The organism is Streptomyces sp. S186, assembly GCF_051603415.1.
Taxonomy (GTDB): Bacteria; Actinomycetota; Actinomycetes; order Streptomycetales; family Streptomycetaceae; genus Streptomyces.
The window spans coordinates 1776192-1790292 of the sequence record NZ_CP193932.1; the positions used below are offsets into that span (position 1 = coordinate 1776192).

Below are 14101 nucleotides of genomic sequence, written 5' to 3' on the forward strand. Positions count from 1 at the left end.
CCCTGACCCGTGGTACACGGCCTAGCGGCCGCTCCCCCGGAGGCGGTGCCAGACGGCTCGGGCGGCGTGGTGGCCGGACATGCCGTGGACGCCGGGGCCGGGTGGGGTGGCCTGGGAGCAGAGGTAGACGGCGGGGTGGGCGGTTTCGTACGGGACGCGGGTGAGCTTGGGGCGGATGAGGAGGCGGAGGCCGGCGGCGGAGCCGGTGGCGGTGTCGCCGCCGACGTAGTTGGCGTTGCGGGCGGCGAGTTGCGGGGGGCCGGCGACGGCGCGGGCGAGGACGAGGTCGCGGAAGCCGGGGGCGAAGCGTTCGATCTGGCGCTCCACGGCGTCGGTGGCGTCGCCCGTCCAGCCGTTGGGGACGTGGCCGTAGGCCCAGAAGGTGTGGTGGCCCTCGGGGGCGCGGGTGGGGTCGATGAGGCTGGGCTGAGCGGTGATGAGGAAGGGGACGGAGGGGTCGCGGCCCTGGACGGCGGCGTCGAGGGCGGCGGAGATCTCGCCGCTGGTGGGGCCGATGTGGACGGTGCCGGCGTGGTGGGCTTCCCGGGCGGTCCAGGGGACGGGGCCGGACAGCGCATAATCGATCTTGAAGACGCTGGGGCCGTAGATGACGTCGCGGTAGGCGTTGCCGAGGCCGGCGATGCGGGCGAGGGCGGTCGGGGAGGTGTCGAAGACGTAGGCGCGGGCGGGCGGGAGGTCGTCCAGGCGCTTGACCTCGAAGTCGGTGTGGACAGCGCCGCCGTGGGCGCGGAGGAGGCCGGCGAGGGCGTCGGAGATGGCCTGGGAACCGCCGCGGGGCACCGGCCAGCCGTTGGCGTGGGCGGCGAGGGCGAACATCAGGGCCAGTCCGCTGGTGCCGAAGCCGCGGAGCGGGGCGATGGCGTGGGCGGCGAGGCCGGCCAGCAGGGCGCGGGCCTTCTCGTCCTGGAAGCGGCGGTTGAGGAAGGTGACCGGCTGCATGGCGACCAGGCCGAAGCGGGCGTAGGTGACCGGGTCCTGGGGCAGACCCAGCCACTGGGTGCGCAGGAAGTCGTGGGCCAGGGTGTCCCACCTGCCGGTGAACGGGGCGACGAGCCGGCGGTAGGTGCCGGCGTCGCGCGGTCCGAACGACATGGCGGTCTCGCCGACGGAGTGCGCCAGGACCGCTGCGGTGCCGTCGGGGAAGGGGTGCGCCATGGGGAGGTCGGGGTGGAGCCATTCCAGGCCGTGGCGCTCCAGGGGCATGGCGCGGAAGGCGGGGGATCCCGCGGCGAGCGGGTGCACCGCGGAGCAGGGGTCGTGGCGGAAGCCGGGGAGGGTCAGCTCCTCGGTGCGGGCGCCGCCGCCGATGGTGTCGCGGGCTTCGAAGACCTCGACGGACATGCCGCGGCGGGCGAGTTCGACCGCCGCTGTCAGGCCGTTGGGCCCCGATCCGATCACGACGGCATCGAGCATCGTCGGCACCTGCGCCACTCCCCTCGTGTCCGACCCTCGTCGGTGAGGGTCAGTTGGCGGCAGCCAGCAGTCCGAGGATACGCCGCGCCGTTTCGGTGTCCCGTGCCGCGGTGAAGGGCAGCGCGTTGCCGCCTTCGATGCGGAAGGGCCGGCCGGCGACGGTGCCGCTGGCGCCGCCCGCTTCGTGGACGAGGAGCAGGCCGGCGGCGTGGTCCCAGGAGTTCTCCCAGCTGAAGGCGGTGGCGTCGAGCCGGCCGAGGGCTATGTGGAGGTACTCCAGGCCGGCGGAGCCGCAGGGGCGGGGGGCGACGCCGGGGGTCTTCAGGGCGGCCAGGACGCGCTTCTGGTCGTCGGTGGTGAAGTCGGGGTGGGAGGTGGCGACTTCGAGGTCGGCACCGGGTGCGGGGTGGCCGGCGGTGAGCCGTTCGCCGTTGAGCCAGGCGCCGGCGCCGCGGCGGGCGACGGCCAGCTGGCCGAGGGCGGGGGCGTACGTCCAGGAGGCGAGCACCTCGCCGTGGTGGGCGAGGGCGACCAGGGTGGCGAAGCCGGGATCGCCGTGGACGAACTGGCGGGTGCCGTCGACCGGGTCGACGATCCAGACGGGGGCGTCGCCGTGGAGGGCGCCGAGGACGGTGGGGTCGGCGTGCACGGCCTCCTCGCCGACCACCCGGGAGCCGGGCAGCAGGGCGGTGAGGGCGGCGGTGAGGTGCTCTTCGGCGCGCCGGTCGGCGATGGTGACGAGGTCGTGCGGGCCGTTCTTCTCGACGATCTCCTCGGCGGCGAGCTGCCGGAAGCGGGGCATGATCTCGTCGGCCGCGGCCTGCCGGATGGCAGCCTCCACGGCGTCCCAGTCCAGCCCGGAGAGAGCGGGCTCGGCGGTGGGTGCGGTGGTGGGAAAGGGCGCGGCGGCGGGGGCGGCGGCCGGGGTGCGGGGGACGGCGTCTGCGAGGTCCGTGGCGTCCACCATGTCCCCCATATCCCTCACGTCCGTGGTGTCTGTCGTGTCCGTGGTGTCTCCCGGAGTGCGGTTGTCCAGTGCTTCGATCATGTATCCATCGAACCATGGGCCACTGACACTCCGGCCGGACTCCGGGTGAACTCCGGGTGCCGTAGGGGCCACGGGCGGGTGTCGCCGGCCACCCTCCACGGGCGCCGGTCACCCCCGCCCCACCGGCATCATCCCAGGTCAGCGCCTTGATGCCGTCTTGAGGCCGCCCCGGGAGCGGTGTCCCGAGACGGCCGACCGCCGGTCACCGCCCGACCGCGTACCCCTGCATGCCGCGCGGGTTGGCCGCGGCCGACAGCACCCCGGTCCGCGGGTCGCGGGCCACCGCGCACAGCCGTCCCTCCGACCAGGCACCGCCCACCGTGACGTCGTGGCCGCGCCGCCGCAGCCCGTCGATCACCGCGTCGCCGATCCGGGATTCGACGGTGACGCCGCCGGGCCGCATGACGCGCGGGAAGAAGGAGCCGGGGAAGGAGTCGTGGTGCCAGTTCGGGGCGTCGATGGCGCCCTGGAGGTCGAGGCCGCCGCGGACCTGCGGGCGCAGCGCCACCGCCAGGAAGAAGTGCAGCTGCCACTGGTCCTGTTGGTCGCCGCCGGGGGTGCCGAACGCCATGACGGGGACGCCGTCGCGCAGGGCGAGGGACGGGGTGAGGGTGGTGCGGGGGCGGCGCCCGGGGGTGAGGGAGTTGGGCAGGCCCTCCTCCAGCCAGGCCATCTGGAGGCGGGTGCCGAGCGGGAAGCCGAGGCCGGGGACGACGGGATTGGACTGGAGCCAGCCGCCGGAGGGGGTGGCGGAGACGAGGTTGCCCCAGCGGTCGGCGATGTCGATGTGGCAGGTGTCGCCGCGGGTGGTGCCGTCGTGGTCGATCTCGGGGGCGTCGGCGGGTGGTTCGCCGCGGCCGGGTGCGGCGGTGCCGGGGCCCTGGGCCACGGTCGGCTCCCCCGCGCCGCCGGCCAGGGCGCCCGCCGCGTCGAACCTGCCGGCGCCGGTGGCCACCGCCAGGGCGTGCTTGCTCAGCCGCGGGCTGCGGCCGTCGGGGCTGCCGGGCCGCAGCGCGTACGAGGCGCGGTCGCCGATGAGGGCGCGGCGGGCGGTGTTGTAGTCGTCGCCGAGCAGGGTGGCGAGCGGGACGTCGGCGGCGTCGCCGTACCACGCCTCGCGGTCGGCCATCGCGAGTTTGCTGCCCTCGATGAGGAGGTGGACGTATTCCGGGCTTCCGTATGCGGGCAACACCTCGGGCAGCAGGGCGAGTTGCTGGAGGAAGACAGGGCCCTGGCTCCAGCCGCCGGCCTTGGCGACGGTCCAGCCGTGCCAGTCGTGGGTGACCGGGTCCTCGTAGGTGGCGGTGTAGGCGGCGAGGTCGTCGCCGGTGAGGGTGCCGGCGTGGCGTTCGCCGGAGGTGTCCATGGCGGGGCGGGCGGCGAAGTCGGCGAGCGCCTCGCCGACGAAGCCCTCGCGCCAGATGCGGCGGGCGGCCTCGATCTGTGCCTCCCGGTCGGCGGAGGCGGCCTCGGCCTCGGTGAGGAGGCGGCGCCAGGTGGCGGCCAGGGGGCGGTTGGTGAGGAGTTCGCCGGGGCGGACGGCGCGGCCGCCGCGGAGGTAGAGCTCGGCCGAGGAGGTCCACTCGGCCTCGAAGAGCGTGCGGACGGTGTCCACGGCCTGCCCGATCCCTTCGACGGCGGGGTGGCCGTGCTCGGCGTATCCGATGGCGTAACGGAGCACCTCGGCCAGGGACTTGGTGCCGTGGTCGCGCAGCAGCAGCATCCAGGCGTCGAACGCGCCGGGGACGGCGGCGGCGAGCGGTCCGGTGCCGGGGACGAGGTCGAGGCCGAGGGAGGTGTAGTGGGCCACGGTCGCGCCGGCGGGGGCGGGACCCTGTCCGCACAGCACCCGCACCGGTCCGTCCGCCGGGGCCAGGATGACGGGCACCTCGCCCGCCGGCCCGTTCAGGTGCGGTTCGACGACGTGCAGCACGAATCCGGCGGCGACGGCGGCGTCGAAGGCGTTGCCGCCGTCCTCCAGTACGGCCATCGCGGACTGGGACGCCAGCCAGTGGGTGGTGGCGGCCATACCGAAGGTGCCGTGGAGGGTGGGGCGGGTGGTGAACACGGTGGCTCCTCGTCGTCGTGGGGCGTGGCGGCTCTTGTGGGGCGTGGCGGCCGATGGCGGGCCGGCGGGGCGTACGAGTCACCCGTAACCTCCCCGGCCGGCCCGACTTCTCACCCCTCCCCACGCGGGCGGGCTCGTCCGCCCCTCGGACCGACCGGTTCCGCCACTCCCCCGGACGGGCCGGTACCCGTCCGCGACCGCCCAGCCGCCCAGCCGCCCAGCCGCCCAGCCGCCCAGCCGCCCGACAAACCGTTCCCCGCCCCAAACCCCCAAACCATTCGCCCTCCCCCACCACCTTCCGTACGCTCGGCCCATGAGCAGCACCGACGGCCGGCCCGCGCACCGCCCCCTGGTCGCGATCCTGAGCGGCGCCGGGATCTCCACCGACTCCGGGATCCCCGACTACCGCGGTCCGGACGGGCTGTGGCGGCGCGATCCGGCGGCCGAGAAGCTGGTCACCTACGACGCCTACATGACGGATCCGGAGATCCGGCGGCGGTCGTGGCGGATGCGGCGGGAGAGCCCGGTGTTCCGGGCCCGGCCGAACGCCGCGCACGAGGCGGTGGCCCGGCTGGAGCGGTCCGGGACGCCGGTGCGGGTGCTCACCCAGAACGTCGACGGGCTGCACCAGCTCGCCGGAATGCCGGCCCGCAAGGTGCTGGAACTCCACGGCACCGCCCGCGAGGTGACGTGCACCGGCTGTCATGCCCGGACGTCGATGGCGCAGGCACTGGAGCGGGTGGCGGCCGGCGAGCCCGATCCGGCGTGCCGGGCGTGCGGCGGGATCCTCAAATCGGCGACGGTGATGTTCGGCGAGCGGCTGGATCCGCGGGTGCTCGGCGAGGCGGTGGCGGTGGCGAAGGCCGCCGAGCTGTTCTTCGCGGTGGGCACCACGCTCCAGGTGCAGCCGGCGGCCTCGCTCGCCGGGATGGCCGTGGAGCACGGTGCGCGCCTGGTGATCGTCAACGCCGAGCCGACCCCGTACGACGAGCTGGCCGCCGAGGTGGTGCGCGAGCCGATCGGCACGGCCCTCCCCCGGCTGCTGGCCGCGCTCGGCTGACGCGGTCACGCCTGCCGGGTCGGCAGCACGATCGCCTGGCGCAGGTTGACGTGGCGGGCGCGGCTGGTCGTGAAGGCGATCAGGTCCGCGATGTCGTCGGCGGAGAGTCCGATCAGCGCGTCGAACATGCCGTCCAGTTGGCCGGAGAGTTCCGCGTTGTCGACGTGGTCGGCCAGCTCGGTGTCGGTCAGGCCCGGTTCGATGTTGGTGACGCGGACGTCGCGCGGGCCCAGTTCGGTGCGCAGGGACTGCGAGAGGTAGGTCAGCGCGGCCTTGGTCGCGCCGTAGACCGCGTAGTGGGGGAAGGGGACGTGGGCGCCGATCGAGGAGATGTTGACCAGGTCCGCGGTCCGGCCCGCCGCGGCGGCCGCGATCAGGTCGGGGGTGAAGGCGCGGATGACGCGCAGCGCGCCGGCCACGTTGGTGTCGAGCATGCGCTGCCACTCGTCGGCGCGGCCCGCCGTGACGGGGTTGGGCAGCATCACGCCCGCGGCGTTGACGACGAGGTCGACGGCGCCGTACGCGGTGTGCACCTGCCGCACCGCGGCGTCCACGGAGGCCGCGTCGGTGATGTCGGTGGGGACGGCGAGGGCCTGGCCGCCGTCCGCCTCGATCTTGGCGGCCAGGTCGGTCAGCCGCTCGGCCCGGCGGGCGAGCAGCGCCACCCGCACGCCGTACGAGGCGAGCAGCCGGGCGGTGGCCTCGCCCATGCCGCTGGCGGCTCCGGTGACGACGGCGGTGCGGCCGGCGAGGGCGTCGTACGACATGATGGCTCCTGGTTTCGCGATGGTCGCCGCCGGGTGTCTCCCGGCGACGTCCACCACTTTGGGGGCGGCCGACGCGGCGATCCAGGGCCACCGTTTTCCTGGGTCCGGCAGTACCAGGAAAGGCGCAGGGGACACGTCCTAGGATCGCCACCATGGACACACCCATAGGCCCGGAGATCGGCGACTTTCTGCGCTCGCGGCGCGCCCGCATCCGGCCGGAGGAGGTCGGGCTGCCCGGCCACGGCAGGCGGCGGGTGCCGGGGCTGCGCCGGGAGGAGGTGGCCCAGCTCGCGGGTGTCAGTGTCGACTACTACATCCGGCTGGAGCAGGGCCGCGGACCGTCGGTCTCGGACGCCGTGCTCGACGCGATCGGGCGGGTGCTGCGCCTGGACGACACCGAGCAGGAGTACCTGCGCAAGGTGGCCCGGCCGGCCGCGCGCCGTCCGTCCGCGGGGCCCCGGGCGGCCGCCGCCCGTCCCGCGCCCCAGAAGGTCCGCCCCGGCCTGCGGCTGCTCCTGGACACCCTCGACCGGGCCCCGGCGTTCGTCCTCGGCCGCCGGATGGACGTGCTCGCCTGGAACGACCTGGGTGACGCCGTCGTCGGCTTCTCGCGGATGGCGCCCCGGGACCGCAACATGCCGCGCCAGGTGTTCCTCGACCCGCGGGCCCGCGAGACGTACCCGGACTGGCCGGCGGTGGCCGCGGAGACCGTCGCGCATCTGCGTCTGGACGCCGGAAACCATCCGCAGGACCCACAACTCGCCACGCTCGTGGGTGAGTTGTCGCTCGCGAGTGAGGACTTCCGCCGCCTGTGGGCGGACCACCAGGTCCGGGAGAAGTCCCACGGCACCAAGCGTCTGGTGCACCCTGTGGCCGGTGAACTGACCCTGCCCTACGAGACGTTGACGGTGCCGGGCGAGCCGGACCAGATGCTGGTGGTCTACACACCCGAGCCGGGGTCGCGGACGGAGGAGCGGTTGCAGCTGCTGGCGAGCTGGGCGGCGACGCCGGCGGCCCCCCAGGCGTGACGGCGCGCACCGTATGCACCATGCACCCGCCGTGGACCGTATGCACCCGCCGTGCGGTTACCGTGTCAGGAGAAGTCCGGCACCGTATCCATCGGAGCACGGTGCTTTACGAGGCGGAGAGTGTGGAGTGCACGGCGAATACAAAGTCCCGGGTGGCAAGCTGGTGGTCGTCGATCTGGATGTCCAGGACGGCCGGCTGAGAAACGTCCGGGTGGCCGGTGACTTTTTCCTGGAACCCGACGAGGCGATCCTGGACATCAATTCCGCATTGGAAGGCGCGCCGGCCGACACCGATACCGCGGGCCTGAAGAACCGTATCGATGTCGCGCTCCCCGAATCGGCGGTGCTCTTCGGTTTCACCAGTGAGAGCGTCGCCGTCGCGGTGCGCCGCGCCCTCGCCCAGGCCACCGACTGGAGCGATTACGACTGGCAGCTCATTCACGCCGCGCCCCAGCCGCCGGCGCTCCACATGGCGCTCGACGAAGTCATCACCACGGAGGTGGCGGCGGGCCGCCGGCCGCCCACGCTCCGGGTCTGGGAATGGGACGCCCCGGCCGTCATCATCGGCAGCTTCCAGTCCCTGCGCAACGAGGTCGACGCCGCGGGCGCGGCCCGCCACGGCGTCACGGTGGTGCGGCGGATCTCCGGCGGCGGGGCGATGTTCGCCGAGCCGCGGAGCACCATCACCTATTCCCTCGCGGTGCCCGAGGCCCTGGTTTCCGGACTGTCCTTCGCGGATTCCTACGCCTATCTCGACGACTGGGTGCTCGCCGCACTCGGCGACATGGGAATCAAGGCTTGGTACCAGCCGCTGAACGACATCGCCACCGAACTGGGGAAAGTGGCCGGCGCCGCGCAGAAAAGGATGGTCGGCCCGGGCGGCGGTCCCGGTGCGGTGCTGCACCACGTCACCATGTCCTACGACATCGACGCCGACAAAATGCTCGACGTGCTGCGCATCGGCAAGGAAAAGCTCTCCGACAAGGGGACCAGAAGCGCCAAGAAGCGCGTCGATCCGCTGCGCCGCCAGACCGGACTCCCCCGCGAAGCGGTCATCGAGAAGATGATCGACTCCTTCCGCTCGCGCTACGGCCTCACCCGCGGCGAGGTCACCCCCGAGGAACTCGCCCGCGCCCAGGACCTCGTCCTCAGCAAATTCCAGAACGACGAGTGGACCGCGCGGATTCCCTGAATTCCCCTTCCCGCGCAACCGCTCGGGCGGTTGCGCGGGCGGTGCGTCGGCGCCGCTCAGAAGCTCGCGGGTCGACACCTCCGGCCCGTCGCCGAGGCGAAGCCCAGCCAGGTGTGACGGTTGCCGGCCCAACACCAGCCGACCTTGGGGGCGTTGCGGCGCTCGCGGCCGTCCCGGCCGGTGCCGCCGCTGATCCAGAGCGCCGGGGTGCGGGCGTCAAGGGTGCCGTTCGGCTTGCGCAGGCGGGAGCCGATCGTCATGAAGCAGTGGTTGGGCTCCAGGGCGGCGGGCTGCTGCAGCAGCCAGTGGATGCCCTCGGTGAGCAGCAGCGGGGTGCGGGCCTCCGCGGTGAGGGCCGGCAGCGCCTCGTTCGGGCTCCAGTTGGCCATGTGGTCGCCACGGTCGAGGCCGGTCAGGACGTAGAGGGGCGCGTCGGGGACGTCGAGGGCGTCGAGCGGGGCGAACCGGTCGACGTCGGCCATGTCGGTGACGACGAAGCCGGGCTTGCCGTCCCGGCGGAGCAGCGGGGCGAGGGCGGAGGCGGGGGCCCGGTCGGGGTGGACCGCGAGCAGGGCGCCGTCCGCGCGCCCGGCCGCGTCGCCGCCCTCGCCGGCAGCTTCGGCGACGGCCTCGGCGGCTTCGGCGAAGGCGCGCAGTGCGTCGGCGGACAGCCCGGCGATCGTGTGCACGTCGAGTGCGATCAGGCGCTCGGCCTGGGCGCTGAGGGAGGGGAGGGTGAGGTCGTGGGTGGTGATGGCGGGTGCGCTTTCGGGCACGGAAGTCCCCCAGGGTTCGGCGATTCGGAGAGCGGAAAGAGCGACGAGCGGAAGGGCCGGTGACCCTGGCTCAACGACCTACGGGGACGGAATGTTCCCGCCCGGCCGGCGGCGCCAGGCGTCCGTGATCGCCGGTCACCGGGGGCGGCAGACGCCGACCGACCGCGATAGGGCGTTCGCCCGGATGGGCTCCCGCACGGCAAGGCTGACGGTGCGTCCGGCGCCTCCAGACGGGCGGTTTTCGTTCCGGCCGGTCATCTGCCGTGCACACGGCCGCACCTGGCGAAGCCTCAGCTCAGCGCCGCGGGCCCGGCGGCCCGGGGCGCCCCTCGGCCGGGCGCGCGGCGGCCGGACGCGCGGGTGCGCCGGGATTCGCAGCCGGAGTTGAGCGATCACGCAGCGTAAGGTCGGGAGTGGCCGGCCGGTCGTGGTCCGCGCGTTCCCTGTCCGACGGATGCCGCTGGTGCGGCGGCGTCCGGCGGTCGCGGCGGAGCGCGGCGTCCGGTTCCGGCGAACCAGTCAGGGAAGGGAGCACGCGATGGCTGACCGGATCGGCGATGTGTGGGGCAAACGGACCCCCTATCCCGCCGGCGGCAGCTGGCCGCTCCGCGTCGACGCGTGCCTGGCGATTCCGCACGACCACGTCGAACGGTGGGTGCCGTCGGTCTGCGTCCTGTGTTCCAACGGCTGCGGGCTGGACATCGCCGTCTCCGACGGCCGCATCGTGGGGGTGCGGGGCCGCGCCCAGGACCGCGTCAACCACGGTCGGCTCGGACCGAAGGGACTGTTCGGCTGGCAGGCCGGCCACTCGCGGGACCGGCTGCTGCACCCGCAGATGCGGATCGACGGTGCCCTGCGGCAGGTCGGCTGGGAGACGGCCATGACGGCCGTGGTCGAGCGTTCGCAGGCCGTGCTCTCCCGGCACGGCCCGCTGGCCATGGCGTTCTACACCAGCGGCCAGCTCTTCGCGGAGGAGCACTACGCCCAGGCGCTGATCGCCCGCGGCGGGATCGGCACACCCCATCTGGACGCCAGCACCAGACTGTGCACCGCGACCGCGCAGTGGGCGCTGATCGAGAGCTTCGGCAGCGACGGGGACCCCGGCTCGTACACCGACATCGACCACTGCGACACGCTGTTCCTCGTCGGCCACAACGTCGCCGAGAGCCAGACGGTGCTGTGGGCGCGGATGCTCGACCGGTTGCACGGTCCGGACCGCCCGCGGCTGATCGTCGTCGATCCGCGGCTGACCCCGACCGCCCGCGCCGCCGACGTGCACCTGCCCGTCCGGCCGGGCACCAACGTCGCCCTGCTCAACGCGCTGTTGCACGAACTGATCCGGAACGACTGGATCGACCGGGCCTTCGTCGACGCCCGCACCACCGGCTTCGCCGAGCTGGCCGCGACCGTCGCCGACTATCCCGCGGAGCGGGCCGCCGAGATCTGCGGCGTCCCGGCACACCTCGTCCGGCGGGCGGCGCGCCTCATCGGGACCGCCCACCACCTGGTGTCGACCGTCCAGCAGGGCGTCTACCAGTCGCACCAGGCCGCCGCGGCCGCCGTACAGGTCAACAACATCAACCTCGTACGCGGCATGATCGGGCGGCCCGGGGCCACGGTCTTCCAGATGAACGGCCAGCCCAGCGCCGAGAACGCCCGGGAGGCCGGCGCCGACGGCTCGCTGCCCGCCTTCCTCAACTGGCAGAACGACGCCCACGTCCGGCACCTGGCCGAGCACTGGAACGTCGACCCGCTGCGCATCCCCCACTGGTCGCCGCCCACGCACGCCATGGACATCTTCCGGCACTGCGAGACCGGTTCGATCAGGTTCCTCTGGATCACCGGGGCCAACCCCGCCGTCTCCCTCCCCGACCTGCACCGCATCCGCGCCGTCCTCGGATCCGAACGCCTCTTCCTGGTCGTCTCCGACGCCTTCCCGACCGAGACCACCGCCCTGGCGGACGTGGTGCTGCCCGCCGCCATGTGGGGCGAGAAGACCGGCTGCGTCACCAACGCCGACCGCACCGTCCACCTGTCCCACAAGGCCGTCGAACCGCCCGGAGAGGCCCGCAGCGACTTCGCCGTCCTGCTCGACTACGCCCGGCGGATGCGGCTGACCGACCGCGACGGCGGCCCGCTGCTGCGCTGGCACCAGCCGGAGGACGCCTGGCACGACTTCATCGCTCTGACCAGGGGGCGGCCCTGCGACCAGTCCGCCCTCACCTACGAGCGGCTGCGCAGCAGCGACGGTGTGCAGTGGCCCTGTACGGAGTCCGCCCCCGACGGCACCGAGCGCCTCTACACCGACCATGTCTTCCCCACCGCCGCCGACCGCTGCGAGGACTACGGGCACGACCTCGCCACCGGCGCCCAGCACGAGCCCGACGAGTACCGGCTCCACGATCCCGCGGGACGGGCCGTCCTGAAGGCGGCGCACTACCTGCCGCCGCACGAACTCCCGGACGAGGACCACCCGTTGCAGCTGACCACCGGCCGCTGCGTCTACCACTGGCACACCCGCACCAAGACCGCCCGCGTCCCCGAACTCGACGACGCGGCACCGGAGGTGTGGGTGGAGCTGCATCCCGACGACGCGCACGGCCGGGACATCGCCGAGGGCGACCTGGTGCGGGTGTCCTCCCCGCAGGGCGAGGTCGAGGCCCCCGCCGTGCTGCGCGGCAGCCGCCCCGGCCTGGTGTTCGTCCCGTTCCACTACGGCTACTTCGACCGGACCGACCCCGACCGGCGCAACCGGGCCGCCAACGAACTCACCCACACCGCATGGGACCCGGTGTCCAGACAACCCGTCTACAAGACCACTCCGGTGCGGCTGACCAAGGTCGCCGATGCCACGGAGCCGGGGCCGCGACGATGAACGGGACCGGTGCCCTCCTGCGGGAACTCCACGACGCCGTGACGGACTTGGCGAAGACCTGCCGGGGCGTCGCCGAACGCCAGGCGGCCGACCGCGGCACGTACCACCCGGCCCACACCGTCGCCGCGCAGTGCGACCGGCACGCCGCGCGCGTCCGGGCCTGGGGCGAGCGTTTCGAGGTGCGCCTGCACGCCCCGGCGGCCGCGCCCGAGCCGCTGGCCGCGGTACGGGACGCGGTCCGCCACACGTCCGCGGCGTTCCGCGGCGACCGCCCGGAGGCCGGCGTGGCCCTGCTCCACGACCTCTGCCACCTCCACGAGAAGGCGCAGCGCGTCCACATCCACTGGGTGATGCTCGGCCAGGTCGCCCGGGCGCTGCGCGAGCGCGAGCTGCTCGCCGAGGCGGCCGCCCTGCACGGGGAGACCCGCACCCAGATCAAGTGGATCACCACCCGGATCAGGGAGGCGGCCCCGCAGGCCGTCGTGGTCGCCGACTGACCTGACACCTGCGGGGTGCGCCCCCGAGTCGCCGCCGGGCGTGCCCTCAGTAGTCGCTGTTCATCGCGGCACGTACCTCGGCGAGGGTGGCGTCGGCCACGGCGTTGGCCCGCTCGTTGCCCTCGCGCAGGATCCGGCGGAGCTGGGCGCGGTCCTGTGCGTACACGCTGCGGCGGGCCCGGATCGGCGCCAGGTGCTCGTTGACCGCCTCGGTCACGGTCCGCTTCAGCGCGGCGGCGCCCGCGGAGCCGATGTCGGCGGCGACCTGCTCGGGTGTCCGGCCCTGGCAGAGGGCCGCCAGCAGGAGCAGCGAGGACACCTCGGGGCGGGTGGCCGGGTCGTAGGTGATGTGGCGCTCGGCGTCGGTCTTCGCCCCCTTGATCAGCCGGGCGGTCTCATCGGCGTCGGCGGCCAGGGCGAGGGCGTTGCCGCGGCTCTTGCTCATCTTGGTGCCGTCGGTGCCGAGCAGCAGCGGCGCGGCCGACAGCAGGGCGTCGGGCCGGGGGAAGACCGTGGAGCCGTTGCCGTAGCGGTCGTTGAAGCGGCGGGCGACGGTGCGGGTGAGTTCGAGGTGCGGAAGCTGGTCCTGGCCGACCGGGACGAGGTTGGCCTTGCAGAAGAGGATGTCGGCGGCCTGGTGGACGGGGTAGGTGAACATCAGGCCGCTGACGGCCGATTGGCGGGAGTGGCTGATCTCGTCCTTGACGGTGGGGTTGCGGTGGAGTTCGGCGACGGAGACCAGGCTGAGGAAGGGCAGCAGCAGCTGGTTGAGGGCGGGGACGGCGCTGTGCGTGAAGATCGTGCTGCGCGCCGGGTCCACGCCGATGGCGAGGTGGTCCAGGACCAGTTCCTCGACGTGCGTGGTCAGGTTGTCGGCCACCTCGCGGTCGGTGAGCACCTGGTAGTCCGCGATGATCACGAACAGCTCCACGCCCAGGTTCTGCAGCCGTACCCGGTTGTGGAGCGTGCCGAAGTAGTGGCCCAGGTGCAGCCGTCCGGTGGGGCGGTCGCCGGTCAGGACCCGGAACCGCCCGGGGTCGGTGCGGATCAGCTCTTCCAGCACCGCGGTGCGTTCCTGCGCTGCCGAGGTCCCCAGCCGGTCGGCCGAGGATGCCAGGGAAGTGGGGGCGGGTGCGGATGCGGGAGTGGCAGGGGCGTCGAAGTCCGCGATCGGTGCAGTCGTGTTCATGTGGGTCTCCTGGTGGTCGGTGGTGCCCGTCGGGACGGCACCACCCCTGTTTTTCCAGGGACACGAAAAGGGCCGTCCGTCCGAACGGCCCTTGGTCATGCGTGAGAGGCGGCCGCTCCTACGAGGAGCGCCACCAGCTCAGGCACGACGACAGCTGCATGGGCCCA

At 73.6% G+C, this 14101-nt stretch carries 11 protein-coding genes; 5 read left to right on the plus strand and 6 right to left on the minus strand.

Features of this window, described 5'->3' with window-relative positions:
• Positions 1-21: 21 nt before the first annotated feature.
• The 3 genes from ACRAS8_RS07620 to ACRAS8_RS07630 all read right to left on the minus strand — a co-directional run bounded on the left by ACRAS8_RS07620 (position 22) and on the right by ACRAS8_RS07630 (position 4550).
• On the minus strand, positions 22-1443 hold the full coding sequence (locus ACRAS8_RS07620) for a phytoene desaturase family protein (RefSeq protein ID WP_438485075.1): 1422 nt from the start codon (positions 1441-1443) through the stop codon (positions 22-24).
• A gap of 40 nt (positions 1444-1483) precedes the next feature.
• Positions 1484-2482, minus strand: a complete 999-nt coding sequence (locus ACRAS8_RS07625; protein WP_438485077.1) for an inositol monophosphatase family protein — start codon at positions 2480-2482, stop codon at positions 1484-1486.
• Positions 2483-2684: 202 nt separating this feature from the next.
• A complete protein-coding gene (locus tag ACRAS8_RS07630; RefSeq protein ID WP_438485079.1) occupies positions 2685-4550 on the minus strand; it encodes a gamma-glutamyltransferase family protein in 1866 nt (621 codons plus the stop codon).
• Positions 4551-4863: 313 nt separating this feature from the next.
• Here ACRAS8_RS07630 and ACRAS8_RS07635 point away from each other — a divergent pair, with 313 nt between their 5' ends.
• Complete coding sequence (locus ACRAS8_RS07635) at positions 4864-5610, plus strand: SIR2 family NAD-dependent protein deacylase (RefSeq protein ID WP_438485081.1); 747 nt, start codon at positions 4864-4866, stop codon at positions 5608-5610.
• Between the two features lie 5 nt (positions 5611-5615).
• On the opposite strand, the gene ACRAS8_RS07640 is transcribed toward ACRAS8_RS07635, so the two are convergent.
• Positions 5616-6377, minus strand: coding sequence for an SDR family oxidoreductase (locus ACRAS8_RS07640; RefSeq protein ID WP_438485083.1), 762 nt, complete (start codon positions 6375-6377; stop codon positions 5616-5618).
• A 152-nt stretch (positions 6378-6529) separates the two neighbouring features.
• Between ACRAS8_RS07640 and ACRAS8_RS07645 the strand changes: the two genes are divergently transcribed.
• Together ACRAS8_RS07645 and ACRAS8_RS07650 are read left to right on the plus strand one after the other, a co-directional pair.
• Positions 6530-7405 carry a helix-turn-helix transcriptional regulator gene (locus ACRAS8_RS07645; protein WP_438485084.1) on the plus strand — a complete coding sequence of 292 codons (876 nt, stop codon included), beginning with the start codon at positions 6530-6532 and terminating at the stop codon, positions 7403-7405.
• 127 nt (positions 7406-7532) lie between these two features.
• The gene (locus tag ACRAS8_RS07650; RefSeq protein WP_438485086.1) at positions 7533-8597 is read left to right on the plus strand and encodes a lipoate--protein ligase family protein; all 1065 of its coding nucleotides are present in this window, start codon (positions 7533-7535) and stop codon (positions 8595-8597) included.
• Positions 8598-8653: 56 nt separating this feature from the next.
• Here the strand turns inward: ACRAS8_RS07650 and ACRAS8_RS07655 are convergent, their stop codons facing one another.
• Positions 8654-9373 (minus strand): DUF5701 family protein, encoded by a 720-nt coding sequence (locus ACRAS8_RS07655; RefSeq protein WP_438485088.1) that lies wholly within the window; start codon positions 9371-9373, stop codon positions 8654-8656.
• 538 nt (positions 9374-9911) lie between these two features.
• On the opposite strand from ACRAS8_RS07655, the gene ACRAS8_RS07660 reads away from it, so the two are divergent.
• On the plus strand, positions 9912-12248 hold the full coding sequence (locus ACRAS8_RS07660) for a molybdopterin oxidoreductase family protein (protein ID WP_438485090.1): 2337 nt from the start codon (positions 9912-9914) through the stop codon (positions 12246-12248).
• Positions 12245-12745: a hypothetical protein gene (locus tag ACRAS8_RS07665; protein ID WP_438485092.1), complete on the plus strand. Its 501-nt coding sequence runs from the start codon at positions 12245-12247 to the stop codon at positions 12743-12745. Before ACRAS8_RS07660 ends, ACRAS8_RS07665 begins: the two co-directional genes overlap by 4 nt.
• A gap of 46 nt (positions 12746-12791) precedes the next feature.
• Here ACRAS8_RS07665 and trpS read toward each other — a convergent pair whose 3' ends face one another.
• Positions 12792-13934 carry a tryptophan--tRNA ligase gene (gene trpS / locus ACRAS8_RS07670; RefSeq protein ID WP_438485094.1) on the minus strand — a complete coding sequence of 381 codons (1143 nt, stop codon included), beginning with the start codon at positions 13932-13934 and terminating at the stop codon, positions 12792-12794.
• Between the last annotated feature and the right edge of the window lie 167 nt (positions 13935-14101).